This is a genomic window from Paracoccus spongiarum (genome assembly GCF_030732095.1).
Classification (GTDB): domain Bacteria; phylum Pseudomonadota; class Alphaproteobacteria; order Rhodobacterales; family Rhodobacteraceae; genus Paracoccus; species Paracoccus spongiarum.
Map to the genome: position 1 here is coordinate 305,732 of NZ_JAVAMQ010000002.1, position 26,427 is coordinate 332,158.

26 protein-coding genes and 2 pseudogenes are annotated in these 26,427 nt (G+C 69.1%); 14 read left to right on the plus strand and 14 right to left on the minus strand.

Annotated features, from left to right (window positions below):
- Window positions 1-6 precede the first annotated feature (6 nt).
- Window positions 7-306: a type 2 periplasmic-binding domain-containing protein gene (locus Q5Y72_RS19855; RefSeq protein WP_371930749.1), complete on the minus strand. Its 300-nt coding sequence runs from the start codon at window positions 304-306 to the stop codon at window positions 7-9.
- Here Q5Y72_RS19855 and Q5Y72_RS19860 point away from each other — a divergent pair.
- Window positions 305-583: a hypothetical protein gene (locus tag Q5Y72_RS19860; protein WP_371930750.1), complete on the plus strand. Its 279-nt coding sequence runs from the start codon at window positions 305-307 to the stop codon at window positions 581-583. The genes Q5Y72_RS19855 and Q5Y72_RS19860 overlap by 2 nt on opposite strands.
- A 24-nt stretch (window positions 584-607) precedes the next feature.
- On the opposite strand, the pseudogene Q5Y72_RS19865 reads toward Q5Y72_RS19860, so the two are convergent.
- Window positions 608-739 (minus strand): annotated as a pseudogene (locus tag Q5Y72_RS19865) (transposase); the annotation flags it as partial.
- Window positions 740-800: 61 nt separating this feature from the next.
- Here Q5Y72_RS19865 and Q5Y72_RS03515 point away from each other — a divergent pair.
- From Q5Y72_RS03515 to Q5Y72_RS03545, 7 genes and pseudogenes are all read left to right on the plus strand, one after another.
- Window positions 801-1,501 (plus strand): annotated as a pseudogene (locus tag Q5Y72_RS03515) (IS256 family transposase); the annotation flags it as partial.
- A 464-nt stretch (window positions 1,502-1,965) separates the two neighbouring features.
- On the plus strand, window positions 1,966-2,817 hold the full coding sequence (locus tag Q5Y72_RS03520) for a substrate-binding domain-containing protein (protein WP_305962030.1): 852 nt from the start codon (window positions 1,966-1,968) through the stop codon (window positions 2,815-2,817).
- Window positions 2,814-4,238, plus strand: a complete 1,425-nt coding sequence (locus Q5Y72_RS03525) for a sensor histidine kinase (RefSeq protein ID WP_305962031.1) — start codon at window positions 2,814-2,816, stop codon at window positions 4,236-4,238. The genes Q5Y72_RS03520 and Q5Y72_RS03525 overlap by 4 nt, the downstream gene beginning before the upstream one ends.
- A complete protein-coding gene (locus Q5Y72_RS03530; RefSeq protein ID WP_305962032.1) occupies window positions 4,231-5,433 on the plus strand; it encodes a sigma-54-dependent transcriptional regulator in 1,203 nt (400 codons plus the stop codon). The genes Q5Y72_RS03525 and Q5Y72_RS03530 overlap by 8 nt, the downstream gene beginning before the upstream one ends.
- Before the next feature lie 150 nt (window positions 5,434-5,583).
- The gene (locus Q5Y72_RS03535; RefSeq protein WP_305962033.1) at window positions 5,584-6,108 is read left to right on the plus strand and encodes an arsenate reductase (azurin) small subunit; all 525 of its coding nucleotides are present in this window, start codon (window positions 5,584-5,586) and stop codon (window positions 6,106-6,108) included.
- Between the two features lie 12 nt (window positions 6,109-6,120).
- Entirely contained in the window at window positions 6,121-8,586 is a 2,466-nt protein-coding gene (locus tag Q5Y72_RS03540; RefSeq protein ID WP_305962034.1) for an arsenate reductase (azurin) large subunit, read from the plus strand.
- Window positions 8,587-8,697: 111 nt separating this feature from the next.
- Window positions 8,698-9,909, plus strand: coding sequence for a molybdopterin molybdotransferase MoeA (locus tag Q5Y72_RS03545; RefSeq protein ID WP_305962087.1), 1,212 nt, complete (start codon window positions 8,698-8,700; stop codon window positions 9,907-9,909).
- A 122-nt stretch (window positions 9,910-10,031) separates the two neighbouring features.
- Here the strand turns inward: Q5Y72_RS03545 and trmB are convergent, their stop codons facing one another.
- The 5 genes from trmB to Q5Y72_RS03570 form a co-directional block, all read right to left on the minus strand.
- Window positions 10,032-10,748 (minus strand): tRNA (guanine(46)-N(7))-methyltransferase TrmB, encoded by a 717-nt coding sequence (trmB, locus tag Q5Y72_RS03550; RefSeq protein WP_305962035.1) that lies wholly within the window; start codon window positions 10,746-10,748, stop codon window positions 10,032-10,034.
- A gap of 108 nt (window positions 10,749-10,856) precedes the next feature.
- Window positions 10,857-11,309 carry an Hsp20 family protein gene (locus Q5Y72_RS03555; protein ID WP_305962036.1) on the minus strand — a complete coding sequence of 151 codons (453 nt, stop codon included), beginning with the start codon at window positions 11,307-11,309 and terminating at the stop codon, window positions 10,857-10,859.
- Window positions 11,310-11,452: 143 nt separating this feature from the next.
- Window positions 11,453-12,754: a glycolate oxidase subunit GlcF gene (gene glcF, locus Q5Y72_RS03560; protein WP_305962037.1), complete on the minus strand. Its 1,302-nt coding sequence runs from the start codon at window positions 12,752-12,754 to the stop codon at window positions 11,453-11,455.
- Window positions 12,754-13,788 carry an FAD-binding protein gene (locus Q5Y72_RS03565; RefSeq protein ID WP_305962038.1) on the minus strand — a complete coding sequence of 345 codons (1,035 nt, stop codon included), beginning with the start codon at window positions 13,786-13,788 and terminating at the stop codon, window positions 12,754-12,756. The genes glcF and Q5Y72_RS03565 overlap by 1 nt, the downstream gene beginning before the upstream one ends.
- On the minus strand, window positions 13,778-15,235 hold the full coding sequence (locus Q5Y72_RS03570; RefSeq protein ID WP_305962088.1) for an FAD-linked oxidase C-terminal domain-containing protein: 1,458 nt from the start codon (window positions 15,233-15,235) through the stop codon (window positions 13,778-13,780). Before Q5Y72_RS03570 ends, Q5Y72_RS03565 begins: the two co-directional genes overlap by 11 nt.
- 229 nt (window positions 15,236-15,464) lie before the next feature.
- Between Q5Y72_RS03570 and Q5Y72_RS03575 the strand changes: the two genes are divergently transcribed.
- Window positions 15,465-16,229: a DUF599 domain-containing protein gene (locus tag Q5Y72_RS03575; protein WP_305962039.1), complete on the plus strand. Its 765-nt coding sequence runs from the start codon at window positions 15,465-15,467 to the stop codon at window positions 16,227-16,229.
- Here Q5Y72_RS03575 and Q5Y72_RS03580 read toward each other — a convergent pair.
- Together Q5Y72_RS03580 and Q5Y72_RS03585 are read right to left on the minus strand one after the other, a co-directional pair.
- Entirely contained in the window at window positions 16,147-17,334 is a 1,188-nt protein-coding gene (locus tag Q5Y72_RS03580) for an MFS transporter (protein ID WP_305962040.1), read from the minus strand. The genes Q5Y72_RS03575 and Q5Y72_RS03580 overlap by 83 nt on opposite strands.
- Before the next feature lie 104 nt (window positions 17,335-17,438).
- Window positions 17,439-17,837 carry a hypothetical protein gene (locus tag Q5Y72_RS03585; protein WP_305962041.1) on the minus strand — a complete coding sequence of 133 codons (399 nt, stop codon included), beginning with the start codon at window positions 17,835-17,837 and terminating at the stop codon, window positions 17,439-17,441.
- Window positions 17,838-17,892: 55 nt separating this feature from the next.
- On the opposite strand from Q5Y72_RS03585, the gene Q5Y72_RS03590 reads away from it, so the two are divergent.
- On the plus strand, window positions 17,893-18,666 hold the full coding sequence (locus Q5Y72_RS03590; RefSeq protein WP_305962042.1) for an alpha/beta fold hydrolase: 774 nt from the start codon (window positions 17,893-17,895) through the stop codon (window positions 18,664-18,666).
- A 6-nt stretch (window positions 18,667-18,672) separates the two neighbouring features.
- On the opposite strand, the gene Q5Y72_RS03595 is transcribed toward Q5Y72_RS03590, so the two are convergent.
- The 4 genes from Q5Y72_RS03595 to Q5Y72_RS03610 all read right to left on the minus strand — a co-directional run bounded on the left by Q5Y72_RS03595 (window position 18,673) and on the right by Q5Y72_RS03610 (window position 21,914).
- Window positions 18,673-18,981 (minus strand): hypothetical protein, encoded by a 309-nt coding sequence (locus Q5Y72_RS03595; protein ID WP_305962043.1) that lies wholly within the window; start codon window positions 18,979-18,981, stop codon window positions 18,673-18,675.
- Between the two features lie 71 nt (window positions 18,982-19,052).
- Window positions 19,053-19,415, minus strand: coding sequence for a cell division protein ZapA (locus Q5Y72_RS03600; RefSeq protein WP_305962044.1), 363 nt, complete (start codon window positions 19,413-19,415; stop codon window positions 19,053-19,055).
- Window positions 19,415-20,071, minus strand: a complete 657-nt coding sequence (locus Q5Y72_RS03605) for an FtsB/FtsL family cell division protein (RefSeq protein WP_305962045.1) — start codon at window positions 20,069-20,071, stop codon at window positions 19,415-19,417. Before Q5Y72_RS03605 ends, Q5Y72_RS03600 begins: the two co-directional genes overlap by 1 nt.
- A 106-nt stretch (window positions 20,072-20,177) precedes the next feature.
- On the minus strand, window positions 20,178-21,914 hold the full coding sequence (locus Q5Y72_RS03610) for a BCCT family transporter (RefSeq protein WP_305962046.1): 1,737 nt from the start codon (window positions 21,912-21,914) through the stop codon (window positions 20,178-20,180).
- Window positions 21,915-22,156: 242 nt separating this feature from the next.
- On the opposite strand from Q5Y72_RS03610, the gene Q5Y72_RS03615 reads away from it, so the two are divergent.
- From Q5Y72_RS03615 to hisH, 4 genes are all read left to right on the plus strand, one after another.
- Window positions 22,157-22,813 carry a potassium channel family protein gene (locus Q5Y72_RS03615; protein WP_305962047.1) on the plus strand — a complete coding sequence of 219 codons (657 nt, stop codon included), beginning with the start codon at window positions 22,157-22,159 and terminating at the stop codon, window positions 22,811-22,813.
- An 80-nt stretch (window positions 22,814-22,893) separates the two neighbouring features.
- Window positions 22,894-24,162, plus strand: coding sequence for a TrkH family potassium uptake protein (locus Q5Y72_RS03620; protein ID WP_305962089.1), 1,269 nt, complete (start codon window positions 22,894-22,896; stop codon window positions 24,160-24,162).
- 44 nt (window positions 24,163-24,206) lie between these two features.
- Window positions 24,207-24,794 carry an imidazoleglycerol-phosphate dehydratase HisB gene (hisB, locus tag Q5Y72_RS03625; RefSeq protein WP_305962048.1) on the plus strand — a complete coding sequence of 196 codons (588 nt, stop codon included), beginning with the start codon at window positions 24,207-24,209 and terminating at the stop codon, window positions 24,792-24,794.
- Window positions 24,794-25,438, plus strand: coding sequence for an imidazole glycerol phosphate synthase subunit HisH (hisH, locus tag Q5Y72_RS03630; protein ID WP_305962049.1), 645 nt, complete (start codon window positions 24,794-24,796; stop codon window positions 25,436-25,438). The genes hisB and hisH overlap by 1 nt, the downstream gene beginning before the upstream one ends.
- A 132-nt stretch (window positions 25,439-25,570) precedes the next feature.
- Here the strand turns inward: hisH and Q5Y72_RS03635 are convergent, their stop codons facing one another.
- A complete protein-coding gene (locus Q5Y72_RS03635) occupies window positions 25,571-26,332 on the minus strand; it encodes an HpcH/HpaI aldolase family protein (RefSeq protein ID WP_305962050.1) in 762 nt (253 codons plus the stop codon).
- Between the last annotated feature and the right edge of the window lie 95 nt (window positions 26,333-26,427).

The window sequence follows — 26,427 nt, forward strand, 5'->3', positions numbered from 1 at the left end:
GCGCGGTCATCGTTTCGGGCGCCGATGGCTGCATGCCGGGTCGTCGCCGTGTCGATGGGCGCCGGGGATGCCCGACAGCTGGGCCAGAAGGTCATGCAGCCGCGCGATGATGTCCACGCGGGGCGAGAGGGTCCGTTCCACCATGCCCGTCTGCGGCGCGCCGAACGGCACTTGTGTCAGCGCCGCTTCGCGCGACTGGTTCGGCGCCGCATGGCGCACGACTGAAGCGCCCAGCCCCTGTTCGACGCAGGTGACGGTCGATCCGATGCTGTCGATCTGGGCTATGTCGCCCACGGTGATGCCCATGCGCGACAACGCGGTAGCGATCAGGCTGGCCAGCGGGACGGCGCTGCGAGAGCGTATGAAGGCCATGGTCCTCAAGGCGCGCTGCGGGTCCGCAAGGTCCGTGCGCGGCGATCCGGACGCCCAGTTCCTGCTCCAGCGGCCGGACCTGCTGGCTTACGGCCGAAGGGGCTGGCCGACGACATCGGCCGCACGGGCAAAGCTGCCATGCGCGACGATTGCCATGATCCTGCTCAACTGCCGCGTATCCACGCAGGACCATCAGGGTGTCTGCATCTGACTGCCAGCGTTGGATGACCAAATTCCGCTTCCACCGCCGCAACACGCTCTGCGCCAAATCAAGGTCATGGGCGGCTTGCGCCACCGCCACACACCGATCCCTCACCAACCTTACGGCCTCGATCCTGAACTCGCGGCTGACCTTCCGTCTCGTCATATCCACTCTCCAGTTCCTTGGTCACGATCGCATCTTCGGGTCCACGAAACCGGCAGAAGGCCAGGGCTGGCGGATCGTCTCGGTTGCGGCCATAATCGCCCTGGCCGCCAGCACCGAAGGCCGCCGCGATATCATCGGCCTTGGCATCGGCCCTTCCGAAGCGGAAACCTTCTGGACGGACTTCCTGCACTCTCTGAAGGCCCGCGGCCTCGACGGCGTGAAGCTCGTGATCAGCGGTGCCCATACCGGCCTCAAGTCCGCCATCGCGCGTGTCTTCGAGGCAACCTGGCAGCGCTACAGGGTGCACTGGATGCGCAACGCGCTGGCCCATGTGTCGAAGGCCAGCATACGGTCGTGGCCGCCGCGATCCGACAGGCCTTCGACCAGCCCGACCGCAAGCACGCCGGCGAGACCTGGCGCCACGTGGCGGGCCAGTTCCGCGCCCGATGGCCCAAGCTCGCCGATCTGATGGACGCCAGCGGACATGACGTGCTCGCCTACGTGGCCTTCCCCCGACAGCACAGGACCAAGCTTCACGGCACAAACCCGATCGAGCGGCTCAACAAGGAGGTGACGCGCCGCGCCGACGTCGTCGGCATCTTCCCCAACGAACCCTCGATCCTGCGCCTCATCGGCGCCGTGGTGTTCGAGCAGAACGACGAATGGCAGACCTCGAGCCGCTACATGATGGTCGAGGCCTTCGCCCAGATCGACAAGGAGGAGATCGACCCGATCCCCAGCATCACAACGAAGGCCGCCTGATCATGACCTCAGGCCATCGCGGAAATTACACCACCTTGACGGACGTGACCCCGCAGCACCTCGACATCCGGCGCGCGGGCCTGTTCTCGCAAGCCTGACGCGGCGCGGCACGGGGCTGTCCCAAAACGCTGCAGGCGGTGTGGGCACTGTCCATCGCGACTGCGATGAGGCGAAGGTGAAGGGGGCCGGCATGCCGACCGAAAAGGTTTCATCGGGAGCCTTTGGCCGCGGTGTCACAGCAGACTGCCCGACCGCACACGGGTCATTCGTCTTGCGGATGCGCTTCATGGACCCAAGGCCGGGCGCAGACGGATCGACAGCGCGTCCGGGACGCCCCCGGCCGACCGGGGCCCGATGACCGGCCTTCTCCAAGGCGGTGCAGATCCGTAGAGTGGCCCCACCGTCCACTGTGGCGGCCAATCTGGACCGTCGCGGACGGCCCATCGTTCAAGAGCGCCCTGGCCATGCTGACGACACGCCGCGCCTTTCTGTCCTGCCCCGTGGTGCTGGCGGCGGGAATGGCTGCGGCCGTCGCGGCGGCGCCCTTTCGCTTTGCCCTGACCCCGGTGTTTCTGGATAACGACGCCGCCGTCCTTTCGGCCCTGCGCGCGGCACTGGCACACGGCCTCACCAGTGATGTCGAGCTTGTCCAGCGCCGCACCTATCAGGAGATTACGGGCGCGCTTCTGGACGGGTCGGTGGATGCCGCCTGGACCTGCGGCTATCCGTTCCTCGAACACCGCAACGCGCTGACGATCCTGGGCGCCCCGGTCTGGCGGGGCAAGCCGCGCTACCAGTCCTATCTGATCGTCGCCGATGACGACCCGGCGACCGGCCTGTCCGACCTCGCCGGGGGGATCCACGCCTTTTCGGATCCCGACAGCAATTCGGGGTTCCTGGTCACCGCATCCGATCTGGCCGGCATCGGGCAGACGCCCGACACCTATTTCAGCCGCACCATCTTCACCTATGGTCATCGGAACGTGGTGCGTGCCGTGGCAGGCGGGCTTGCGCGGTCCGGCAGCGTTGACGGCTATGTCTGGGAGACCCTGGCCGAGGCCGAGCCCGACCTGACCGCGCGCACCCGCGTCATCGCAAGATCCGAATGGCTGGGCTTTCCGCCCTTCGTGGCGCGCGGCGATCGCCTGTCCGAGGCGGGCGTTGCGGCCTGCCGCGCCACGTTGCTGGCGCTGGGCAGGAACGCACCGGGCCGCGAGGCCCTGCGGCTTCTGCGCCTTGACGGGGTCACCCCGGCGGGGCCTGCGCTTTATGACGGCATCGCCCGGCGCATGTCGGCGATCCGCGTGCTGCGATGAGGCTGGCGTGGTTCCGGAACCTGCCCGTCACGGTCCGGGTGCCGCTGGTGGTCGCCGGCCTGATGATCGTGCTGGGCCTCGTGGCAAGCCAGGGCGTGCTGGCGGTGCTGGGCAGCCTTCAGGATGCCAGGTTGCGCGAAATCACGCGGCTTCATGTCGAGGGTCTTTCCGTGGCCCTCGGTCCTTTCGTGCCGCGGCAGGACGTCTGGGAGGTCTATGACGTTCTCGACCGGGCGCAGCGCGCCACCGACGGCCAACGCCTGCTGCTGACGCTTGTGGCCGACGACCAGGGGCGCGTGCTTGCGGCGACCGATCCGCGCCGCGCCCCGGTCGGCAGCGCCATCGCGCCGTTCACGGTCGATGCGGCGGCCCCGGAGGCCGTGCGCATGACCGGCCAGCGGGTGCTTCGCATAGCCGCGCCGCTCGTCTACCAGGATCGCAATGTGGGCCAGATCGTGACGGAGCTCGACGTGACGGACCTGCTGCAAGAGCGGCGGCGGGTCGGGCATTGGCTGCTGGTCGGCAACGTCGCCGCCACCGCGCTGCTGGGACTGGCGGGGTGGCTGGTCGTGGCGCGCCTGCTGCGGCCCATCGGCATTCTGGTGGAGGCGATGGGCGCCGAGACCGGGGTGCCCCACGCAATCCCGGACAGCCGGATGCCGCGCGGCGACCCGGGGCTGGTCCGGCTTTTCAGGACCTATAATGCCATGGCGGCGGCCGCAGAGGCGCGGGCCGAGGCCGAGCGTCGGCTGGCTGCCCGCGAACGCTTTGTCAGCCTCGGGCGGCTGTCCTCGTCGCTGGCGCACGAGATCAACAACCCGCTGGGCGGGCTGATGAATTCGGCCGATACGATCGCCAGCTACGCGCACCGACCCGAGGTGGTGCGCGAGGCCGCCGGCCTGATCCAGCGAGGTCTGTCGCATCTGCGCGATGTCAGCCGGGCGATCCTCGACCAGAACCGTCTGGACCGCGCGCAACAGCCCCTCTGCCCCGAAGACCTCGATGACCTGCGGCTGCTGTTCGGGCCCGAAGCGGCATCAAGCGCGCAGTCGCTGGACTGGCGGGTGGCAGCGGACGCGGCCGCGCTTGGCCGGCATCCGGCGGCGCCGGTTCGCCAGATCCTGCTGAACCTGCTGCTGAATGCGGGCGCTGCCGCGGGCCGGTCAGGGCATGTCGCGCTGGATGTCCGAAGCGGGCCAGACGGGCTGCATCTGGTCGTGGCCGACAGCGGCCCCGGCCTGTCGACCGATGATCTGGCGCGGCTGATGGCCTCGGGACCGGTCCCGCCGGGCGGAGGCGTCGGATTGCGGCTGGTGCATGATCTGGTGACGGGGCTTGGCGGCGAGATCCGCCATGCCCGCAGTTCGGAACGGACGGCGATCGAGGTGGTCCTGCCAACCGCGGGGGGCGCGGATGCTTGAGGGACGCCTGATCGTTCTTGTCGAGGATGACAGGATCGTCGGCGCCTCGCTGGTGCAGCGGCTCACGCTTGAAGGCGCCGAGGTGCAATGGCATCGCCACATGACGCGCGCCCTGCCCGCAATCCGCACCCCGCGGCTGCCCATCGACGCGGTGGTCTGCGATATCCGCCTCCCCGACGGAACGGGGGAAGAGCTGTTTCAGACCCTGCTGCGCACGACCGCACCGCCGCCCTTCCTCTTCATCACCGGGCAGGCCGACGTTGCGCAAGCCGTGCGCCTGATCCGCTCCGGGGCGGTTGACTACATCACCAAACCGTTCGAGATGAAGGGGTTTCTGGAAAAGCTGGCGACCATCCTGCAGCCCCGTGAAACCCGCGGCCTTCTGGAACAGACCGGCATCAGCCGACAGGCCCGCGCCGTGGATCGGCAGGCGGCAGAGGCGGCCGATCGCGATTCGCCGTTGCTGATCCTGGGTCAGCATGGTCTGGGCAAGGCGCGCCTCGCGCGGCTGATCCACGCCGCCTCGGACAGGCGCGCCGCGCCGGTCGTCACGCGCGATGCCTTCCGCGACCCGGTCGACGGTGACGAACTGGCGCGCGCGGCCGACCAGACAGGCGAGGGAACGTTGCTGATCGTGGGCATCGGCCGGTTGCCGGCCGAGGCGCAGGACAGGCTCAGCGGGCTGTTGCGCGGCGCTGCCTTCCGGCTGATCGGCACGGCCGGCATGCGGCTGCCGGAACGGGTGCAGGCCGGCGGGTTCCGGGCCGATCTTCACGACCACCTGTCGGCCCATGCCATCCTGGTCCCGCCGCTTGGCGCGCGGCCCGAGGATGCGGTCTGGCTGGCGGGCCGGCTGTTCGATCGCCTGAATGCGGGCCGCAGGTCCGGCCTTGCGGCCGCGACCGAGGAGGCGATCCGCCTTCATGACTGGCCCGGAAACGGACGCGAAATGCGGGCCCGCATCGCGCGCGGCATCGAGGCGGCGGAGGGTCCGCTGATCCTGCCCTCGGACATGTTTCCCGAGCAGGCCGCCCTGCCCGATCTTCGGCCCCTGTCCGATGTGCGCGATGCCGCCGAGCGTGCCCATATCCGGGGCGCGCTGGGGCGGACCGGCGGTCAGGTCGCCGAGGCGGCCCGGCTTCTGGGCATCTCGCGAACGACGCTGTGGGAAAAGATGCAGAAACTGGGACTGTGACCCGATCGCGGCGTTCGGATTTCCGGACATGGAAAAAAATTGTTCCGCATCAATATTTTGCCGCGCAGCAGCATGAGGCCAAATCGGGTCGCGCCACCACGTCCGACATCCTAGACTCGCTGCAGAAGTTCAGCCAGGGAGGACCCAGCCATGAAGTGCAACAGGTTGGTCGACGTCGGCCGCCGCCAGTTCCTGCGGGGCGGTCTTGTCGCCACCGCCGGCGCCGCCGCAGCGACCGTCGTCGGAACGGGACAGGCGCAGGCGCAAACGGCGCTGGCGCTTGTCGATTACCCCGCGAACCGTCTCGCGAACATTGCCGATCTTGCCGCCAACGAGCCGATGGATATCGGCTATCCCGATGCGGACAGCCCCGGCGTGCTGATCAAGCTGGGCAACGCCGTCGATGGCGGGGTCGGCCCCGATGGCGACATCGTGGCCTTTTCGGTGCTGTGCCCGCACAAGGGCTGGATGCTCAGCTACAACGCAGGCGACCGGACGCTGAATTGCCCGGGCCATCACTCGCGGTTCGACTGCGAATCCGGCGGTCAGCAGATCTGGGGCCATGCCACGCAGAACCTGCCGCAATTCAGGCTGCGGGTCGAGGATGACGGCGACATCTTCGCCGATGGCGTGGACGAGCTGATCTATGGCCGTCTGTCGAACGTGCTGGCCTAGGGGGACCGTATCATGGCATTCAAGCGTCAAGTCGGCCGGCTGCCGATCATTCCCGCCGATGCGCAGGAATTCAACGTCACCTGCCACTACTGCATCGTGGGCTGCGGCTACAAGGCCTACACGTGGCCGATGAACCGGCAGGGCGGGACGGCGCCGGAGCAAAACAAGTTCGGCGTCGATCTGAGCGAGCAGCAGGTCATGGATGCCGAGGCCTGGTATGCACCCTCGATGTATAATGTGGTCCGCCAGAACGGCCGCGACGTTCAGCTGGTGGTCAAGCCGGACGTGAACTGTTCGGTGAATTCGGGCCTCGGCTCGATCCGGGGCGCGCGGATGGCCGAGAACCGCCCCAGCCGCGTCACCGGCACCCAGGCGCAGCGCCTGTCGGACCCGCTGGTCTGGCGCAACGGCGTCTGGCAGCCGACCTCGTGGGACGACGCGCTGGATCTGGTGGCGCGCGTGACGGCGAAGGTCGTCACCGAAGGCTCGGAGGATGACCTCGTGGTCTCGATGTTCGACCACGGCGGCAGCGCCGGCGGCTACGAGAACACCTGGGGCACCGGAAAGCTGTATTTCGAGAGCATGAAGGTAAAGAACTGCCGCATTCACAACCGGCCCGCATACAATTCCGAAGTGCATTCCTCGCGCGACATGGGCTTGGATGAACTGAACTACGCCTACAAGGACTACACGCTGACCGACACGATCTTCATGCTCGGCGCGAACTCGATGGAGACGCAGACCAACCTGTATCTGAACCACATGGTACCGGGCCTGCAGGGCGGCGCAAGGATGGTGGTGGTCGACCCGCGCCGCACGCTGACCATCGCCTCGTCCGAACAGTATGCGGGGCCGGAGAACGTGCTGCACCTTGCGATCAAGGAAGGCACCGATCTGGCGCTGTGCAACGCGATCCTGACCGAGATCGTCGACAAGGGCTGGACCGATGCCGAATTCATCGCAGCCTCGACCTTCCCCGATGGCGTGGCGGTCGCGCAGGACGACGCCCACCCCGCAAGCCTCGGCAGTCTCGAGCATGCGATGACGGCCTGCCGACTGTCCCTGGACGAGGCGGCCGAGATCTGCGGCGTGCCGGCAGCCGACATCGCCAGGGCCGCCGAATGGATCGCCGGGCCGCACGAGGATGGCAGCCGCCGCAAATGCGTGACCTGCTATGAAAAGGGCATCATCTGGGGCAACGACAACTACCGCACGATCGGTGCCATCGTGAACATTGCGCTGGCCACGGGCAATGTCGGCCGCGAAGGCGGCGGGGTCTGCCGTCTGGGCGGCCACCAGGAAGGCTACTACCGCCCGGGCGATGCCCATGTCGGCCGACCCGCGGAATACATCGACCAGTTCCTGATCCGTGGCCTTGGCGGGGTGCACCATATCTGGGCCTGCGACCACTACAAGACGACGCTGAACGCCTCGGAGTTCAAGCGCGTGCACAAGCGGCGGTCCGACATCGTGAAGGATGCGATTGACGCTGCGGCGGGCGGCACGCGCGAGCAGGTGGTGGATGCCATCGTCTCGGCGATCAACGCGGGCGGGCTGTTCGTGGTGGACGTGGACATCATCCACAGCCAGATCGGCCAGAACGCCCATGTCATCCTGCCGGCCTGCGAAGCCAACGAGATGAACCTGACCTCGATGAACGGCGAGCGGCGCCTGCGGCTGTCCGAGAAATACATGGACCCCTGGGGCAACGCCAAGCCCGACGCCCTGATCGCGGCAGGCGTTGCCCAGGCGATGGAGCGTGTGCTGCGCGAGATGGGCAACGACGCCTATGCCGACCAGTTCAAGGGCTATGACTGGGCGACCGAGGAAGACGCCTTCATGGACGGTTACAACAAGGGCAACCCCGAAGTGACCTATGAGCGTCTGCGCGCGATGGGCAACAACGGCGTGCAAGAGCCGGTCACGGGGTTCGAGAACGGCCAGTTGATCGGCACCGAGCGCCTTTACAGCGACGGGCGTTTCACCCGGCACGGGCGCGAGGATGGCAAGGCGCTGTTCTGCGCGGCGGGCTGGCGCGGCTGGCAGGCACCGGGCAAGGCGCGCGAGCAGGCGGCGCACCGGTTCTGGATCAACAACGTCCGGGCCAACATCTTCTGGCAGAACCAGTTCCTCGACCAGAAGAACGATTTCGTGCAGGACCGCTATCCCCACCCTTTTGTCGAGATGCATCCCGACGACATGGTGGAACTTGGCCTGAACCCGGGCGACCTGCTCGAGATCATCAACGACAACGGCGTGACGCAGGGCATGGCCTATCCGATGCCCACGCTGAAGCGCAACACCGTGGCGATGGTGTTCGGATCGCCGGCGGGCAGCCAGGGCAATGTGGTGAACCCCGGGGTGAACGAACTCGTGCTGCCGGACTACAAGCACTGCTGGGGCGACATCCGCAAGATCTCGGATGCCACGCCGCAGACTGCCGGGATCTCGTTCAAGTCGCCTGAGGCGGTGCTGTAAGGCGCCTGTCGAACCGACCCGCGCCCCGATGGGGGTGCGGGCCCCTCCACGCCCGGGTGCAGATCATGGCTGACGCGATCCCCCCCGCCCGCCGTCCCGTCAGGGCCGGTCCTGTCGGTCGATGCGGCACGGTTGCGCGCCGTGGCCGCGGCTGCGCCCGTTCCCGACACCGAAGGCTTGGCGCTTGACCAGGCCTGCGGCCGTGTTCTGGCGGGTTCGGTGGCGGCGGCCTCTGCCCTGCCGCCCTTCGACACCTCCGCGATGGATGGCTACGCGATGCGGCTGCCCGACCTGACCGGTGCGGGGCCTTGGCAGCTGACCGTCGCGCTGCAGATCGCCGCAGGCACGACGGCGGCCCATGCGCTTGCGCCGGGCAATGCCGCACGGATCCTCACCGGCGCGCCGATCCCCGCCGGAGCGGATGCGGTGGTGATGCAAGAGCACGTCACCCGCAGCGGCGACCGGATCACGCTGACCCGACGCCCACGCCCCGGCCAGAACATCCGCCGACGCGGCGAGGATGTGGCATCCGGCGCCCAGGCATTGCCGCCGGGCGTTGCGCTGACCCCGCCGCGGCTGGCGCTGCTGGCCGGCTGCGGCCTGCCGCGGGTGACGGTAAGGCGGCGCGTGCGGGTGGCGATCCTGTCAACCGGCACTGAACTGGCCGAGCCGGGCCGCCCGCTTGCCCCCGGCCACATCCACAACTCGAACCGTGTCCTTCTGCGCAGCACGCTGGCGCGCCTTGCCTGGACCGAAACGACGGATCTGGGGATCCTTCCCGACAACCCGCATGCGATCCGCGCCACGATCCGGCAAGCGGCGCTGGCGCATGACGTGATCATCTCCTCGGGCGGGGTTTCGGTTGGCGAAAGGGATCATATCCTCGATGTCCTGCGCGCCGAGGCGGCGGAGCTCGAGGTGCTGAAGATCGCGATCCGCCCCGGCAAGCCTCTGACGGTCGGCCGCCTTGGTGCCACGCTGTATTTCGGCCTTCCGGGGAACCCCTATGCGGCCGCGATCACCTTTGCGCAGATCGCCCGGCCCGCCCTGCGCAAGATTGCGGGCCTGACCGAGGACCCCGATTCCTGGCTGCCCGGCATCGCCGGTTTCACCTATCATCGCAGGATGGCAAGGCGCGAATATGTGCCCGTCACCTGGTCGCGGCGCGACGCCGTGGGGCGCCCCGTGCTGGACCGGCTGGGTCAGGGGGCCTCGGCCTCGCTTTCCCCGATCGCCGCGGCCATGGGCATCGCGGTGATTCCGCCAGAGCTGGCAACCGTCCATCCGGGCCAGCCGCTTCGGGTCGAGGTCCTGGCCGAGTGACCCTGCCGCTTGCGACGGGGGCGCAGCGGTCGGATCACGACCGACACCTGCGGCACGTTCCGGCCCTTCGGCAGCCTGGCCGTCCGGCAGGCGAACGGGGCCTCGCCCGGGCGGGCACGTTCTCAGCCCCGCCGGCGGAAGGTGACGTAACGGGGCGGGCGTCCCTCGCGCAGGGCCTTCTGCTCATAGCGGGTGCTGATCCAGTCGGGCCACGGGACATCGCTGTCGGCGACCAGATCGAAGCCGGCCGGGGGAACCTCTTCCAGGGTCTGGCGGATATAGTCGGGTATGTCGCTGGCCACCCGGAACTCGGCACCCGGCCGCGTCACCCGCGCCAGCGGCAACAGATGTTCGGGCGTGACGAAGCGGCGGCGATGATGGCGCGCCTTGGGCCAGGGATCGGGATACATCAGGAACACCCGGTCAAGGCTTGCATCGGGCAGCACGTCCATCAGGTCGCGCGCATCGCCGGGATGAACGCTGACATTGCCGACCCCGGCGGCGCGGATCTTGCCCAGCAGCATCGCGACGCCGTTGATGAAGGGCTCGCATCCGATGATGCCGATGCCGGGATAGGTGGCGGCCATGTGCACCAAGTGCTCGCCGCCGCCAAAGCCGACCTCCAGCCAGACCGGGCGTTCATCGCCGAAGATCGCCGAGGGCGAGATCGGCAGGCGCTGCGGATTTTCGGACAGGGTGATGCCGCGCGGGCGCAATTCGCCCAGATCGTCGCTGAGATAGCCCTTCTGACTTTGCCGCAGGGTCTTGCCATGCCGGCGGCCATAGAAGTTGCGGCGCGGCGGATGCGGATCGAAGGGGGTTTTCGGCGTCTCTGTCATGGCGCGCACCTGCCGCAACGCCGCGCCCGGGTCAAGCCCGCCCAGCGATGGCGGGCGGTGCGGAAGGCCCGGGGGATGTCCCCCGGACCCGTGGCCAGACGACCGGGATCAGGCGTCCAGCTTTTCGACCTTCGGGGCGGCCTTGGCGATCTCGATGCGGCGCGGCTTCAGCGCCTCGGGGATCTCGCGGACAAGGTCGATATGCAGCATCCCGTCGACATGGCTGGCGCCATCGACGCGCACATGATCGGCAAGCGTGAACTTGCGCTCGAAGGCGCGGGTGGCGATGCCGCGATGCAGATAGGTGCGGCCGTCATCTTCCTCGGTCTTGCGGGCCGAGACGATCACGGCGCCGTCGCGGACCTCGACATTCAGGTCGTCGGCACCGAAGCCGGCCACCGCGATCGAGATGCGATAGGCATCCTCGCCGGTCTTCTCGATGTTGTAGGGCGGATAGGTCGGCACGGCCACATCTGCGGCCAGGGCACGATCGACGACATCGGCAAGCCGGTCAAAGCCAACCGAGGCACGATAAAGGGGGGTCAGGTCAAAGTTACGCATGGTCACATCCTTTCACAAGCGATGCTATGGGTGATGCCCCCCGACAGTCCGGGCGGGCCTTTCCGACGCCATTCCGGCCGCCGGCAGGGATGATCTAGGCGCGCCCCGGCGCCGTTCAAGGGCCTTTTTCATGCGATCCGCGATCAGGCGACGACGCCCAGCCCCTCGGGGCGCGGGCCGCCCGTCGCCCAGTCCAGCAGTTGCACGGTGTGGACAACCGGCAGGCCGGTCGCGCCGCCGATCTGCATCATGCAGCCGATATTGCCGGCCGCGATGATCTGCGGTGCGGTTGCCTCGAGGCTGGCGACCTTGCGCCGCCGCAGTTCGGATGACAACCCGGGCTGCAGCAGGTTGTAGGTGCCGGCCGAGCCGCAGCACAGATGCGGGTCCGCCGGTTCGACCACATCAAAGCCCGCCCGCGTCAGCAGCGCGCGCGGCGCCGACTTGATCTGCTGGCCATGCTGCAACGAGCAGGCCGAATGATAGGCCACCCGCGCGCCGCGTCCCTCGTCGCGCGCACGGTCCGGCAGGCCAAGATCGGCAAGGAACTCGCTGACATCCCGCGCCAGGGCGGCGACCCGCGCGGCCTCGGCGGCGATGTCGTCGCCGGCGAAGAGATGCCCGTAATCCTTGATCGTCGTGCCGCAGCCCGAGGTGTTCACGACGATCGCGTCCAGCGGGCCCGTGCCCTCGGCCGCCAGCAGCCGGGCGATGCTGTCGCGGGCGCGGGCCTTGGCGTCCTGCTGCTGGCCCATGTGCAGCGTCAGCGCACCGCAGCAACCGAACCGTTCGGGGATCACCACCTCGCAGCCGGCGCGGCGCAGCAACCGGATGGTGGCGTCGTTTATGTCGGTGTTCAGCGCCCTCTGCGCGCAGCCGATCATCAGCGCGACCCGCGCGCGGCGTTCCCCGATGGGCGCAAAGGTCTGGCCGTCATCGTTGCGGCTGACCGGGGGGATGCGCGCCGGCGCCATGTCCAGCATCGCCCGCAGCCGGGGGTCCGGCATAAGCCGCGCGAAGGGCCGCGCCAGCCGGGCGCCGAACATCGCCAGCCGGAACCGGCCGGGATGGGGGATCACGCTTTTCAGCAGCCAGCGCAGCGCCCGGTCGCGCCAGGGGCGACGATAGGTCGCCTCGATATGGGCGCGGGCGTGATCGACCAGATGCATGTAGTGGACGCCCGAGGGGCAGGTGGTCATGCAGCTGAGGCAGGACAGGCAGCGGTCGACATGCTTGACGGTCTTGGCGTCGGCGGGTCGGCCCGCCTCGAGCATGTCCTTGATGAGGTAGATGCGGCCGCGCGGGCTGTCCAGCTCGTCGCCCAGCACCTGATAGGTCGGGCAGGTCGCGGTGCAGAAGCCGCAATGCACGCAGGTCCGCAGGATCTGGTTCGACCGCGCCACCGCAGGGTCCCGCAGCTGATCGGCGGTGAAATTGGTCTGCATCAGTCGACCCCCGTGAAGATGCCGCGCGGATCGAAACGCTGGCGCAGCCCGGATTCAAGCCGGCGGGCAACCGGGTCGGGCGCCGGCAGCACCATCGTCGCGGCGCCCGCGATCCGGCGGGCATGGCCCGAAAAGCGCGGCAGCACCGGCAATTCGTCGCGGGGCAGGCGCAGATGGATCAGCGCGCCGCCCCAATCCATCATCAGGGGCGCGGGCAGGCCGGAAAGGATGCCGGCGGCCTCGCCCGGCCGGCAGACGATCCGCCACAGATCGCCCTCGCCGGGCGCCGGGCGAAGCCGCGTCCAGACCTCATCGGCCGCCTCGACGATCTCGCCGAACTCCGCAAGACGCCTGCGCAGTGCGGCGGCGCGGATCCCGACCGAGCCTTCCAGCCCCTCGAGGCGGATCAGCGCGCCCTGCCCGGGCAGCCACGCGGCGCCGCTGACGTCAAAGGGGCGGGTCAGCGCGGCGGTCAGCGCGGCCACCGCGCCGGGCGCGTCCAGCGCGGTAAGGGCAAGCGTCTGGCGCACGGGCGGCACCGGAAAGGTGCGCAGCGACAGCTGTGTCAGCACGCCCAGACGTCCCCGGCTGCCGGCCATCAGCTTGACCAGGTCATAGCCGGTGACGTTCTTCATCACCCGGCCGCCATTCTTCACGATCTCGCCATGCCCGTCGACAAGACGCACCCCGATCAGCGAATCGCGGGCCGCCCCAGCCTGCACCCGCCGCGGTCCGGATGCGTTCGCGCCGACCACCCCGCCGATGGTGGCCCCCGGCGCGTCCGGCGGCTCGAAGCCCAGCATCTGCCCCTCGGCGGCAAGCAGGGCGCGCAGCTCGTGCAGCGGCGTGCCGGCCTGCACCACCAGCGTCAGCGCCTCGGGCTCGTAGAGGCTGACCCCGGCAAGCCCGGTCGTGTCCAGCCGCTGTCCCAGCCCCTCGCCCGGCCAAAGCCCCGTGCCGCCCCCGATGATGGCCAGCTGCTCGCGCGCATCGCGGATCATCGCGGCCAGCGCCGCCTCGCTGTCAGGCCGCATGGGACGCGGGGTCCGGACGTGCCTCGCGACGGCTGGCCGACACCGACAGCGGAAAGACCTTGGCCGCGTTCAGCAGCCAGCGCGGGTCGAACACGTCCTTCACGCGCATCTGCGCCTCGAGATCGGCGGGCGCATACTGGTCGCTCATCAGGTCGCGCTTCTCGATGCCGACGCCATGCTCGCCGGTCAGGCAGCCGCCGACCTCGACACAGAGGCGCAGGATGTCCGCCCCCAGGGCCTCGGCCCGGTCCAGATCGCCCTCGGCATTGGCGTCGTAGATGATCAGCGGATGCATGTTGCCGTCGCCCGCATGGAACACGTTGGCCACAGCAAGGCCGTATTCGCGCGACAGCTCCCCGATCCGGCGCAGCACCGCCGGCAGGGCCGAGACCGGGATGGTGCCGTCGAGGCAGATGTAGTCGCCCATCTGCCCCATCGCGCCGAAGGCCGATTTGCGGCCCAGCCAGATGCGCCGTGATTCGTCCTCGCTGCGGCTTTCGCGGAATTCGACCGGCGCGAAGGACAGCGCGATCTCGCGGATGAGGGCCAGTTGCTCGTCGATCTCGGGGTCGGTGCCCTCGACCTCGACGATCAGCAGCGCCTCGCAATCGGGATAGCCGGGATGGGCATGGGCCTCGGTCGCGCGGATGCAGGGCCGGTCCATGAACTCGATGGCGACGGGCAGGACTCCGGCGCGGATGATCGCCGCCACGCAGGCGCCCGCCGTCTCGCTGCTGTCAAAGCCGATCAGCACCGGCCGCGCACCCGAGGGTTTCGGCAGGATGCGCAGCGTGGCCTCGGTGACGATGCCAAGCTGTCCTTCCGATCCGCAGACGACGCCCAGCAGGTCAAGGCCCGGTGCCTCGCCCATCGGGCCGCCCAGCTCGACGATGCTGCCGTCCATCAGCACCATCGTCACGCCCAGAAGGTTGTTGGTGGTGACACCGTATTTCAGGCAATGCGCACCGCCCGAGTTCATGCCGATATTGCCGCCGATGGCGCAGGCCAGCTGGCTTGAGGGATCGGGCGCGTAGAAGAACCCCTGCCCGTCCACCGCAGCCGACACCGACAGGTTGGTGCGCCCCGCCTGCACCCGGATCAGCCGGTCGCCCGGCGCGATTTCCAGCACCGCGTTCATCCGCGCAAGCCCGATCACCACCGCATCGGCCGTCGGCATCGAGCCGCCCGCCAGGCTGGTGCCGGCCCCGCGCGGCACCACCGGAACGCCGAGCCGGTGACAGACCGCCATCAGCCGCGCGACCTCGTCGGTCGAGCCTGGCAGCACCACCGCCAGCGGCGGACAGCGATAGGCCGACAGCGCGTCGCATTCATAGGCGCGGGTCTCGGCCGCGTCGTCGATCACCATGCCCGCGCCGGCCTGCCGCAGCGCCGCGACGATGGCCTCGCGGCGGTCCAGGACCGATGCGTCGGGTTGCGGCATCTGCATCATGGCGACGGCCCTCCCCGGCCGATTGCGCTGCGGCGTGCAGCCCGGGCGCCATGCCCTCACCGGCAGGCGCAGGCAAGGCACCGGCATGCCATCGGCGCCGTGGCGATACTCCGGGCGAGCCACCATCTTCCGCGAGGCCGACTGCTGCGTCAAGGGCGCGCCGCGCGTCGCGGGCCGGCCCGCATCGGGGCTTTCGCGCGACGCCCGCGCAGCCTAAAGCTGTGGGATGAGGATCGACACGCTTCTGATGGGCGGCCTGCTGAGCGCGGCGGATCTGGCGGCGGTGCTGCTGCTGTTCGTCGCCTGGCTTGGCATCGGCTGGCTGACCGAGCGGCCGCCGGCAGGGCGACCCTCTGTCTCGGTGCTGATGACGCGGTTCCGGCGCGAATGGATGCTGCATTTCCTGACCCGAGAGCCGCGCATCTTCGACGGCAACATCCTGGCCAGCCTGCGCGAGGGCACCGCCTTCTTCGCCTCGGCCTGCATGATCGCGACCGGCGGCATCCTTGCGCTGATCGGCAATACCGAACAACTGCGCGGGCTGGCGCGCGAATTCGACCTGGAACGCGGCACCGCGCTGCTGTGGGAGCTCAAGCTGCTGGTGACGATGTTCTTCGTCGTCAACGCCTTCCTCAAATTCGTCTGGTCGCACCGTCTGTTCGGCTATTGCGCGGTGATGATGGCCGCCGTGCCCAACGATCCGGCCGACCCCTCGGCGCGCGACCGGGCCATGCAGGCGGCGGATCTGAACATCACCGCCGCGCGCAGCTTCAACGCCGGGCTGCGCAGCGTCTACTTCGCGATCGGCTCCCTTGGCTGGCTGGCCGGGCCCTGGGCGCTGATACTGGGCACCGCGGTGGTGCTGTTCGTCACCTGGCGGCGCGAATTCGCCTCGACCTCGCGGCGGGTCATCCTGCGCAGTCTGCCAGCGGCCGCGCTGCCCGCTCATGCAGCACCGCCGCCGTCAGCACCAGCGCGCCCACGGCCGTAAGCGCGATCCCGACCAGCCCCGGCGAGCGCCAGCCCCATCCCGCGGCCAGCGCCAGCCCCGCCAGGAACGGACCCAGCGCGTTCGCCGCGTTGAAGGCGGCGTGGTTCATCGCGGCGGCCATGTTCTGCGCGCGGCCCGCCACGTCCATCAGCCGGGTCTGAAGCGGGATCACCAGCCCCGCGCCGGCGGCCAGCAGGAACGAGGACAGCACCATCAGCGGCCAGTTGCCAACCGCCAGCGAGGCAAAGCCCTGCGTCAGCGCCATGGCCGCAAGGCTGACATAGGCGGCACGGATCTGGCCCAGACGCTCTGTCACGCGGCCCGCGACCCAGGTGCCAAGCGTGCCGCCCACGCCGAACATCGCCAGCGCCAGCGGGATCGCCCAGCCCGGCGCATCGGTCGTGGCCAGCATCGCGGCGGTGAGGAAGGCATAGACGGCGAACAGCCCGCCGAAGCCGATAGCGCCCACGGCCAGCACCCACAGCACGCGCGGATTGCGCAGCGCCTGCAATTCGTCCAGCGGGCGGGCATGGGGATTTCCACCGACGCGCGGGGCCAGCCGCAGGATCGCCCAGGCCGACAGCAGCGCCAGAACGCCGGGCAGCGCAAAGCCCCAGCGCCAGCCGATGCCCTGCCCCAGCGCCCCGGCCAGCGGCACGCCGATGATGTTGGCCACCGTCAACCCGATGATGACCTGCGCGGCACCGCGGGCACGCTGCGCCGCGGGCAGGGCATCGGCCGCATACAGCATCGCCACGCCCAGGAAGCCGCCATGCGGCAGGCCGGCCATGAAGCGCATTCCGGTCAGCGCGGCCAGTCCCGGCATCACCGATGCCAGCAGGTTCACCACCCCGTAGAAGGCCATCAGCGCCGCCAGATAACGCCGGCGCGGCAGCCGCGCCCCCATCAGCGAGGTCAGCGGCGCGCCGACCACCACGCCCAGCGCATAGGCGCTGATGACATGGCCGGCCTGCGGATCACTGATCCCCAGATCGGCGGCGAAATAGGGCAGCAGCCCCATCGCCGCGAATTCCGAGGTGCCGATGGCAAAGGCCCCCAGCGCAAGCGCCAGGATGGCGTGACGAAAATCACGGGAATCGGTCATGGTCGGTCCTGTCGGCTGTTCGCGCCAACATCATGCCGCGGCGCAGCAAATACAAGCGCCGCGGGGCGCGCGGCAGGGTTGCGCGCACTGCAAGGCGCACGGCGCTACAGATGCCCGCGGCGGACCATCACCCAGACGACGACTGCCGCCAGCACCAGCAGGCCAAAGCTGACCGAGGCCGCAAAGCTGATCGCCCGGCCGCGCCAGCGGCTCAGCTCGCCCAGGGGTCGCAGATGCGCGGTCAGCGCGGCGTGGGCGCGGCCCAGGCTTGTCAGGTCCAGTTGGCGGGCGATGCGGGGCTGGGCGCTGATCCGGTCGGCCTCGGCCAGCCGCGCGGCCGACTTGCGCAGCTTGCGCGGCAGGGCCCCGCCGCGACGCGCCATCATCACATGCAGCGGCGGCCGTTCGCCCCGGCGCGCCCCGCCAAAGCGGGCCACCATCAGGCGCGACACCTCGTCGGCCATGTCGTGGATGTCGTGAAAGCTGTGGACATCGCGGCTCATGGCGGCAGGATAGACGGGATGGCGGCCAGGCACCAGACGCCGTAGGATCGAGGCCATGAAGCTGACTCACACCATCACCGGGCAGGACAGCGGCCTGCCCGTCATCATCGCGCACGGACTTTTCGGGCAGGGCCGCAACATGGGCGCGCTGGCCCGGCGGCTTGGCGCGACGCGGCGCGTCGCCGTGCCGGACATGCGCAACCACGGCGACAGCCCGCAGCATGACGATCACGGCTATGCCGCGCTGGCCGGAGATCTGGCCGGACTGATCGGGGAGCTGGGCGGCAAGGCGGACCTCGTTGGCCATTCAATGGGCGGCAAGGCGGCGATGGCCTGCGCGCTGACGCGACCCGACCTGATCCGCAAGCTGGTGATCATGGACATCGCGCCGGTCGCCTACGGCCACAGCCAGACCCACCTGATCGATGCGATGGAGTCGCTGGACCTGGCGCAGATCGCCCGACGCAGCGAGGCCGATGCGGCACTGGCCAGGACCGTCGAAAGCCCCGGCCTGCGGGCCTTTCTGCTGCAGTCGCTGGACCTGAAGGCGCAGCCACCGCGATGGCGCCTGAACCTGCCGGTCCTGCGCCGCAGCATGGAGACCATCACCGGCTGGCCGGGCGATCTGCCCGGGGGCCGCTTCGAGGGGCCGGTGATGGCGCTGCTGGGGGCCGAATCGGATTACGTCGATGCGGCGGGCCAGCGGGCCTTGCGCGCGCTGTTTCCGCAGGTGCGGGTGGTGACGCTGAAACAGGCCGGACACTGGCTGCACGCCGACGCGCCTGAAGCGGTGGCCGACACGCTGGCCGCGTTCCTGGGCGCCGGCTGAGGCGCCTCAGCCGCAATCCAGGTCGAATCGCGCCACCCCGCTATCGCCGGGGATTCGGGTGGTCATGCTGCCGGGAATGACCACGCAGCCGGTGGCCTGCGCGGCCGCCATCGCCATCTGCGCGGGCACGTCGACACGCTGCGCCCGGCCCAGATAGCCCATCCGCACGACCTCGGCCTCGGTCGCCTTGTGGAACACGACGAAGTCGCGGCCCTCGACGACCACCTCACGGCGTTCCCCCCCGAACATGTCGGGCGACTGGCTGGCACAAGCGGCTAGCAGCAGGGTAAAGATCAGGCCGGTGAGAACGCGCATGAGACAGATGTCGCATAGCACGGTTAAGAAAGGATTAATGGCGACCGCCCGGGATGCTTCGGCGGCCGGGTTCAGCCCTGCCGCTGATCGTCCAGGCGCTCGGCCAGCGCCTCGGCGCGGGCGGCCAGTTCGGCCATCGCCTCCTTCAGGTCGGCAGGGATCACCGGCACTTCGACGCGCGCCGGGTTCGACTGCAGCCGGTTCAGATGCCGCTCGGCCTTCTCGGCGCGTTCCTCCATCGTGCAGAACCGATCCGCCAGCATCAGCCCGGCCAGAAGCAACAGCCGCGGCTCGGGCATCCGCCCGGCCTGTTCAAGGATCTGCTGCGCCTCGGCATCCAGAAGAGCGGCGGCCCGCTTCAGCAGCTTTTCCTCGCCATCCTGCGCACCAAGGCGGTAATCCTTGTGCCCGATCGTGAATTCGACTTCGGCCATCACCGGTCCCCGTCCTCGCGCATGCCATCGGCATTGCTGCTGTCCTGCGCGGCATAGGGCCGCCGATCCTCGGCCGCATCGCCGCGGGCCCCGTCGTCGTCGACCGCCTCATCCTCGGGCACACCGGCCGAATCGCCGGCGACCTCGGGCAGCACCGCATCCTCGACATCGCGCGGCTGCGTGGGCCGGGCGTCATGCGGCGCCAGAAGCCGTTCCAGTTCGAGCATGATATCGCCCATCTGCGCGATCTCGGCGGCGCGGGCGGCGCGCAGCGCCTCGATCTCGGCCTCCAGCGCCTCGATGCTGGCCTGTTCGGCGCCGCCATCGCCGCGCGCCGCCTCGATCAGCGCGCGGTTCGCGGCGGCAAGGTCGTCATTGGCCGCCGCCAGCCGCGCCGCCTGTTCGGAAGCGCCGCCCAGACGGTTGCGCGCCTCGGCCAGCGTCGCCTCCAGCGGACCGCCCTGATCGGTGCGCAGCGCCGCCAGTTCGGCGGCAAGCCGGGTGTTCTGGGCCTGAAGCTCTGCAAGCTGGTCGCGAAGCGCCGCATCGGGTTCGGCGGCGAAGGTGCCGGGACGCCCCGCCCCGCCCTCGAGCAACTGGTCGATGCGGTCCAGCGCGGCGCTGAGGCGGCGTTCGCTGACGGAGATGTCTGTCATCGCGTCGGTCCTTCGGTGACGTCAGTTCCGGTTTTGGCACCCGTGAGGCGATATGACAAGAACGGGCGGGAAAATCCCGCCCGCCCCTCGTTTACCGGTCCAGGCCTCAGCCCAGTTCCCGCCGTTCGGCCAGCAGGCCGCGGACCAGCGCCCAGCAGGCGCCCAGCAGCACCAGCGTGAAGGGAAACCCGGTCGAGACCGCCATCGCCTGAAGCGCCGTCAGGCCGCCTCCCAGCAACAGCGCGATCGCCACCAGCCCCTCGAAGCTGCACCAGAAGATGCGCTGCGCGACGGGCGAGTTCACCTTGCCGCCAGCGGCGATGGTGTCGATCACCAGCGAGCCGGAATCCGAGGAGGTGATGAAGAACACCACGACGAGGATGATCCCGACAAAGCTGGTGATCGCGGTCAGCGGCAGTTGCGACAGCATCTGGAACAGCTTCAGCTCCAGCGCCGCGTCCGTGATGCCGGCAAAGCCGCCCAGCGTCATGCCGATGGCGGTGCCGCCCAGCGCGGTCATCCACAGCACCGAGATCAGCGACGGCACGATCAGCACGGCAATCAGGAACTGGCGCACCGTGCGGCCGCGCGAGACGCGGGCGATGAACATGCCCACGAAGGGAGACCAGCTGATCCACCAGGCCCAGTAGAAGGCCGTCCAGCCCTGGCGGAAATTGTCGTCATCCCGTCCGAAGGGGTTCGACAGCGGCAGCAATTCCCGCGCATAGGCGCCCAGATTGCCGAAGAAGCCGCGCAGGATGTCCATCGTCGGGCCGACCGCCATCACGAAGAACAGCAGGATGATCGCAAGGACCATGTTGATCTCGGACAGCCGCTTGACGCCCTTCTCGACCCCCAGCACCACCGACGCCCCGGCGACGATGGTGATCAGCACGATCAGCACGATCTTGGTCAGGTTCGAGTTGGGGATGCCGAACAGGAAGTTCAGCCCCGCCGTCGCCTGCTCGGCCCCGAAGCCCAGCGAGGTCGCCAGCCCGAAGATCGTCGCGAAGACCGCAAGAACGTCGATGACATGGCCGGGCCAGCCCCAGACCCGCTCGCCCAGCAGCGGATAGAAGACCGAGCGCATCGTCAGCGGCAGGCCCTTGTTGTAGGCAAACAGCGCCAGCGCCAGCGCGACCACGGCATAGATCGCCCAGGGGTGCAGGCCCCAGTGGAAGATGGTCGCGGCCATGCCCAGCCTGCGGGCGCCCAGCTCGTCGCCCTCGGCCCCGCCAAGCGGCGCCCAGTCGGTGCGCACCCCGCCCTCGACCACGGTGCCGCCGAAGGCGGTCTCGAAATGGCTGATCGGCTCGCTGACGCCATAGAACATCAGCCCGATGCCCATGCCGGCGGCGAACAGCATCGCGAACCAGCCGGTCAGGCTGAAATCGGGCGTCGCCTCGGGGCCGCCCAGCCGGATCGAGCCCAGCGGCGACAGGATCAGGCCGATGCACAGCAGGACGAAGATGATGCCCGAGATCAGGAAGAACCAGTCCAGCTTGCTGGTCAGGAAGTTGCGCATCCCGTTGAAGAACGGCTCGAGCTGGGTCGGAAACAGCAGCGTCAGAACGGTGAAGGCGACGATCGCCAGGGCCGAGATCATGAAGACCGGGTTGTGGATGTCAAAGCGGAACGGCTTCACGCCCTCGATGTTGTTCTGACCGATCTGGTAATTGGTGTCGATCAGCTCGGTCGGGCCCTCGGGCGCCGGCAGCGCCTCGACATCGGGGGCCGGCTTGTCCGCGAAGCGGCCACTCAGCGCGTCGCGTTCGCGCAGCCGGTCGCCGGGCTGCCCCTTGAGGTTGCGACGGGCGCCGTCGGAGGTGCGTTTGTCTGGCATACGTCCCTTTTCCTTGTGCAGGTGCGGATCGCGCCATGCCCCATCGGGCATGGCGGCGTCCCACCATGTTTTCAGCTTTCCGCGTGATCTGCACAGCATGGCCGAGGCGGGGGAAATTTGCGTGCCACAGCGACCAGTCGTGTCCCGTATGCGACGTTGCGCCGCGGCTGCATCCCCGCTTGACCGCAAACCCGGCCTGTGACGCAGTGTGCGCCAGGATCGGCAGTGACGGCGAGGGTCGCATGGCAAGGCACAACCGAAGTTTCGTGGTCATCGGCCTCGGTGCCTTCGGCAGCGTGGTCGCCTCGGAACTGGCCCGATTCGGCAATCGCGTTCTGGGCATCGACAAGGACCACCGGCGGGTCGCCGCCCTGGCCGACCAGCTGTCAAGCGTCGTCATCCTGGACGCCACCGACGAGGGCGCGCTGCGCGAGGCGGGCGCAGACCGCTATGACGTGGGGATGGTGTCGATCGGCAACGATCTGGAAAGCAACGTCATCGCGGCGATGAACCTGCGCCTGATCGGGGTGACGACCGTCTGGGCCAAGGCCGACAGCCGCACGCATCACCGCATCCTGTCGAAGATCGGTGCCGACCGGGTGGTCATGCCCGGCCTCGAGGTCGGACGGCACACGGCGCAGATGCTGAACAACCCGGCGGTGCAGGATTATGTCTCGCTTGGAAACGGTTTCTCGGTCGTGAACCTGCTGGTGCCGCAGGATCTTGCCGGACGCCCGCTGTCCGATCCCGGATGCGGGCCGGGCGTCACGGTGCTGGGCATCATGCGCGGCACGGAATTCATCGCCCCCGCGCAGGACGGCGCGGCGCTGCGCCAGGGCGACCGGCTGCTTCTGCTGGGCAAGCGGGTCGATCTGACGCGCTTTGGCAACCAGCTGTGAGATCGCGCCTGCGCCCGCTGCCGGCGCTGCGCCGCTGGCTGGCCCGCACCCCGCCGCCGGCGGTCCTTGCGGTCCTTTACATGGCGCTGATCGCGACCGGCGGGCTGGCCTTCCTGCTGCCGGTGATGACGACCGAACCCATCGGCCTGACGGATGCGCTGTTCACCGCGACCTCGGCGGTGACGGTGACCGGGCTTGCGGTTGTCGACACCGAACTTGCACTGACCTTCTGGGGCCAGCTTGTGCTGGCGGTCCTGATCCAGCTGGGCGGCCTCGGGCTGATGACCTTTGCGGTGCTGGTCTGGTCGGCGCTTGGCCTGCCGCTGGGGATCGGCCATCAGGCCTATCTGCGCGAGGATCTGAACCAGACCTCGTACGAGCGGCTGGCGCGGCTGGTGCGGACCATCTTCCGCGTCGTCGTCATCGCCGAGATCGCCGGTGCCATGCTTCTTTGCCTGACCTTCATTCCGCGCACAGGCCTGGGAACCGGCCTGTGGCACGCGATCTTCCATTCCGTCTCGGCCTTCAACAATGCCGGCTTCTCGACCTTTTCGGCGGGGCTCACCGGCTATGCGACCGATCCGGTAGTCAACGCGGTGATCCCCGCGCTCTTCATCATCGGCGGCATCGGCTATGTCGTGGTCGCGGATGTGGCGGGCCGGCGCTTCTGGCATGGCTGGTCGCTGCATACCCGGCTGATGCTGGTCGGCACGGTGGTCCTGATCGTGATCGGCGTCGGCCTGACGGCGATCCTGGAATGGAACAACCCCCGCACCCTGGCCCAGCATGAGGGCGCCGGAGCGCGGCTGATGGTCGCCTGGTTCCAGGGCGTCACCACGCGCACGGCGGGCTTCAACACCACCGATATCGGCGGGCTGCACGATTCGACCTCGCTGCTGTACATGGCGCTGATGGCGATCGGCGGCGGGCCGACCTCGACCGCGGGCGGGCTCAAGGTCACCACGGTCGTCGTGATGGTGCTGGCCACGCTGGCCTTCTTTCGCCGCCGCAATCAGGTCTGGGCCTTCGGGCGGTCGATCCCGCTGGACGAGGTGCTGAAGGTGATGGCGCTGATCGCCATCGCCTCGGCGCTGATGTTCACCGCGACGTTCCTGCTGATCGCCAGCCACGAGGGACGCTTCCTCGACATCAGCTTCGAGGTCGCCTCGGCCTTCGGCACCACCGGCCTCAGCCGCGGCTACACGACGGAACTGTCGGGCTTCGGGCAATGGGTCATCATGGTGGTGATGTTCCTCGGCCGGGTCGGGCCGCTGACGCTCGGCTTCTTCCTGGCCACGCGCGTCACGCCCCGGCTGCGCTATCCCGAGGGGCAGGTGCATCTTGGCTGACCGGCCGACGCGGCCTATAAGGCGCGGCGACGAAAGGACATCCCATGCGCACAGCGACGATCACCCGCAAGACTGCCGAGACCCGGATCGAGGTGACGCTGAACCTCGACGGCACCGGAAGCTATGACAACAGCACCGGGGTGGGCTTCTTCGACCACATGCTGGACCAGCTGTCGCGGCATTCGCTGATCGACCTGACGATCCGCGCCGAGGGCGACCTGCATGTGGACGACCACCATACCGTCGAGGATACCGGCATCGCCATCGGACAGGCGCTGGCCCGCGCGCTTGGCGACAAGCGGGGCATCCGCCGCTATGGCAGCTGCCTGCTGGCAATGGACGATTCGCTGCTGCGGGCCGCGCTCGACCTGTCGGGTCGGCCCTACCTCGTGTGGAACGTCGATTTCCCGACGGGGACGATCGGCAGCTTCGATACGGAGCTGGTCCGCGAATTCTTCCAGGCGCTGTCGACCCATGGCGGGATCAGCCTGAACCTCGCGCGGCTCGACGGGATCAACAGCCATCACATCGCCGAAGCCGCCTTCAAGGCGGTCGCCCGCGCGCTGCGCGAGGCGGTCGAGCCCGATCCGCGCATGGCCGGCGCCCTGCCCTCGACCAAGGGCGCGCTCTGATGCGGGTGGCGCTGATCGACTATGACAGCGGCAATCTCCACTCGGCCGCGAAGGCGTTCCAGCTGATGGGCCGCGAGGTCGGCGCCGAGATCCTCGTCACGGCCGACCCCGACCTCGTCGCCCGCGCCGACCGCATCGTGCTGCCCGGAGACGGCGCCTTTCCCGCCTGCCGGGCGGCTCTGGACGATGTCGACGGCATGGCCGAGGCGCTGCGCGAGGCGGTGCTGACGCGCGCCATGCCCTTCATGGGCATCTGCGTCGGCATGCAGATGCTGGCCGGCACCGGGCACGAATATCGCGACACCGACGGCCTCGGCTGGATCCCCGGCGAGGTGGTCGCGATCGACAGCCCCGAGATGCGCCGCCTGGGCCTGAAGGTGCCGCATATGGGCTGGAACGACCTGGTGATCGACCACCCGCACCCGGTCCTGTCGGGAATCGCCACCGGCGACCACGCCTATTTCGTGCATGGCTGGCAGTTCCGCGTGCAGGATCCCGCGCACCGCATCGCCCATGCCGATTACGGCGGGCCGGTCACCGCCGTGGTCGGCCGCGACAACATCATCGGCACCCAGTTTCACCCCGAGAAATCGCAGGCCATCGGCCTGCGCCTGATCGCGAACTTCCTGCGCTGGACGCCCTGAGGCATCTTCTGTGCCGAAATATCCTCGGGGGAGTCCGGCGCCAGCCGGATGGGGGCGGACAGCCCCCGCCCCCCGCACGCAGGCAAGCCGCGCCCGCCGGCGGTCAAGCCCCGCCCCCCCCGGGCCCTGCCCCTAGGCCCGGGCCGCGGCCAGCGCCGCGCGCAACGCGCCGGTGAACAGTCCCGCATCTGTCGACAGCGAGGCGAAATCGAAGCCCTGCGCCAGCATCCGCCCGACCATCTCGCCCGACCCGCAATGCACCCCGGCCAGCAGCCCGGCCCGGCGCGCCGAGGCCAGGATCTCGGCGATCGCGCCCAGTACCTCGGGGGCCTCCGGCAGCAGGCTCGGCACATGGCCCAGCGACAGGCCCAGATCGGCGGGGCCGACATAGACGCCCGACAACCCCTCGACCGCCATGATCGCGTCGCGGTTGCGCAGCGCCTCGGCGGTCTCGATCATCGCGAAGACCTGCACCAGATCGCCCGCGCGCGCGGCATAGTCGGGAAAGATCGCCCCGGCCCGCATCGGGCCGTAGCTGCGCGTTCCCAGCGGCGCATAGCGCGTGGCGGCGACCAGCGCGCGGGCATCCTCGGGGGTGTTGACCATCGGGCAGATCACGCCGCTGGCCCCCGCATCAAGGCATTTCATCGCAATCCCCGGCTCGTTCCAGGGCAGCCTGACCAGCTTGGGCGCGGCGCTGGCCGACATCGCCTGCAGCATCGCCAGCATGGTCTGATAGTCGATCAGCCCGTGCTGCAGGTCGATCGTCAGCATGTCGAAGCCGGCCCGGGCCAAAATCACGGCCGTCACCGGCGAGGGGATCGCGCACCAGCCGTTCACCGCACGGCCGCCCGCCGCGAAATGATCCCGGAAACCCTCGGTCGTCAGCGTCATCGCCGTCCCCTGCCCCCTGACCTCCATCCGCGACAGGCAAGCACGCCGCGCCCCGGCGCGCAAGCGCGGGACGCCTTGCCTTCGTCGCGGCCGCG

What these genes read in the sequence shown, in the direction of transcription:
- Q5Y72_RS03620 (WP_305962089.1), top strand. Translation starts at nt 22,894, where the DNA reads ATGGCGCTGATCGCGACCGGCGGGCTGGCCTTCCTGCTGCCGGTGATG.
- Q5Y72_RS19860 (WP_371930750.1), top strand. Translation starts at nt 305, where the DNA reads ATGCGCGACAACGCGGTAGCGATCAGGCTGGCCAGCGGGACGGCGCTG.
- trmB (WP_305962035.1), bottom strand. Translation starts at nt 10,748, where the DNA reads ATGACAGAGACGCCGAAAACCCCCTTCGATCCGCATCCGCCGCGCCGC.
- Q5Y72_RS03525 (WP_305962031.1), top strand. Translation starts at nt 2,814, where the DNA reads ATGAGGCTGGCGTGGTTCCGGAACCTGCCCGTCACGGTCCGGGTGCCG.
- Q5Y72_RS03520 (WP_305962030.1), top strand. Translation starts at nt 1,966, where the DNA reads ATGCTGACGACACGCCGCGCCTTTCTGTCCTGCCCCGTGGTGCTGGCG.
- Q5Y72_RS03575 (WP_305962039.1), top strand. Translation starts at nt 15,465, where the DNA reads ATGAGGATCGACACGCTTCTGATGGGCGGCCTGCTGAGCGCGGCGGAT.
- Q5Y72_RS03555 (WP_305962036.1), bottom strand. Translation starts at nt 11,309, where the DNA reads ATGCGTAACTTTGACCTGACCCCCCTTTATCGTGCCTCGGTTGGCTTT.
- Q5Y72_RS03605 (WP_305962045.1), bottom strand. Translation starts at nt 20,071, where the DNA reads ATGACAGACATCTCCGTCAGCGAACGCCGCCTCAGCGCCGCGCTGGAC.
- Q5Y72_RS03615 (WP_305962047.1), top strand. Translation starts at nt 22,157, where the DNA reads ATGGCAAGGCACAACCGAAGTTTCGTGGTCATCGGCCTCGGTGCCTTC.
- Q5Y72_RS03635 (WP_305962050.1), bottom strand. Translation starts at nt 26,332, where the DNA reads ATGACGCTGACGACCGAGGGTTTCCGGGATCATTTCGCGGCGGGCGGC.
- Q5Y72_RS03530 (WP_305962032.1), top strand. Translation starts at nt 4,231, where the DNA reads ATGCTTGAGGGACGCCTGATCGTTCTTGTCGAGGATGACAGGATCGTC.
- hisH (WP_305962049.1), top strand. Translation starts at nt 24,794, where the DNA reads ATGCGGGTGGCGCTGATCGACTATGACAGCGGCAATCTCCACTCGGCC.
- Q5Y72_RS03610 (WP_305962046.1), bottom strand. Translation starts at nt 21,914, where the DNA reads ATGCCAGACAAACGCACCTCCGACGGCGCCCGTCGCAACCTCAAGGGG.
- Q5Y72_RS19855 (WP_371930749.1), bottom strand. Translation starts at nt 306, where the DNA reads ATGGGCATCACCGTGGGCGACATAGCCCAGATCGACAGCATCGGATCG.
- Q5Y72_RS03535 (WP_305962033.1), top strand. Translation starts at nt 5,584, where the DNA reads ATGAAGTGCAACAGGTTGGTCGACGTCGGCCGCCGCCAGTTCCTGCGG.
- Q5Y72_RS03580 (WP_305962040.1), bottom strand. Translation starts at nt 17,334, where the DNA reads ATGACCGATTCCCGTGATTTTCGTCACGCCATCCTGGCGCTTGCGCTG.
- glcF (WP_305962037.1), bottom strand. Translation starts at nt 12,754, where the DNA reads ATGCAGACCAATTTCACCGCCGATCAGCTGCGGGACCCTGCGGTGGCG.
- Q5Y72_RS03540 (WP_305962034.1), top strand. Translation starts at nt 6,121, where the DNA reads ATGGCATTCAAGCGTCAAGTCGGCCGGCTGCCGATCATTCCCGCCGAT.
- Q5Y72_RS03570 (WP_305962088.1), bottom strand. Translation starts at nt 15,235, where the DNA reads ATGCAGATGCCGCAACCCGACGCATCGGTCCTGGACCGCCGCGAGGCC.
- Q5Y72_RS03585 (WP_305962041.1), bottom strand. Translation starts at nt 17,837, where the DNA reads ATGAGCCGCGATGTCCACAGCTTTCACGACATCCACGACATGGCCGAC.
- Q5Y72_RS03600 (WP_305962044.1), bottom strand. Translation starts at nt 19,415, where the DNA reads ATGGCCGAAGTCGAATTCACGATCGGGCACAAGGATTACCGCCTTGGT.
- hisB (WP_305962048.1), top strand. Translation starts at nt 24,207, where the DNA reads ATGCGCACAGCGACGATCACCCGCAAGACTGCCGAGACCCGGATCGAG.
- Q5Y72_RS03590 (WP_305962042.1), top strand. Translation starts at nt 17,893, where the DNA reads ATGAAGCTGACTCACACCATCACCGGGCAGGACAGCGGCCTGCCCGTC.
- Q5Y72_RS03565 (WP_305962038.1), bottom strand. Translation starts at nt 13,788, where the DNA reads ATGCGGCCTGACAGCGAGGCGGCGCTGGCCGCGATGATCCGCGATGCG.
- Q5Y72_RS03595 (WP_305962043.1), bottom strand. Translation starts at nt 18,981, where the DNA reads ATGCGCGTTCTCACCGGCCTGATCTTTACCCTGCTGCTAGCCGCTTGT.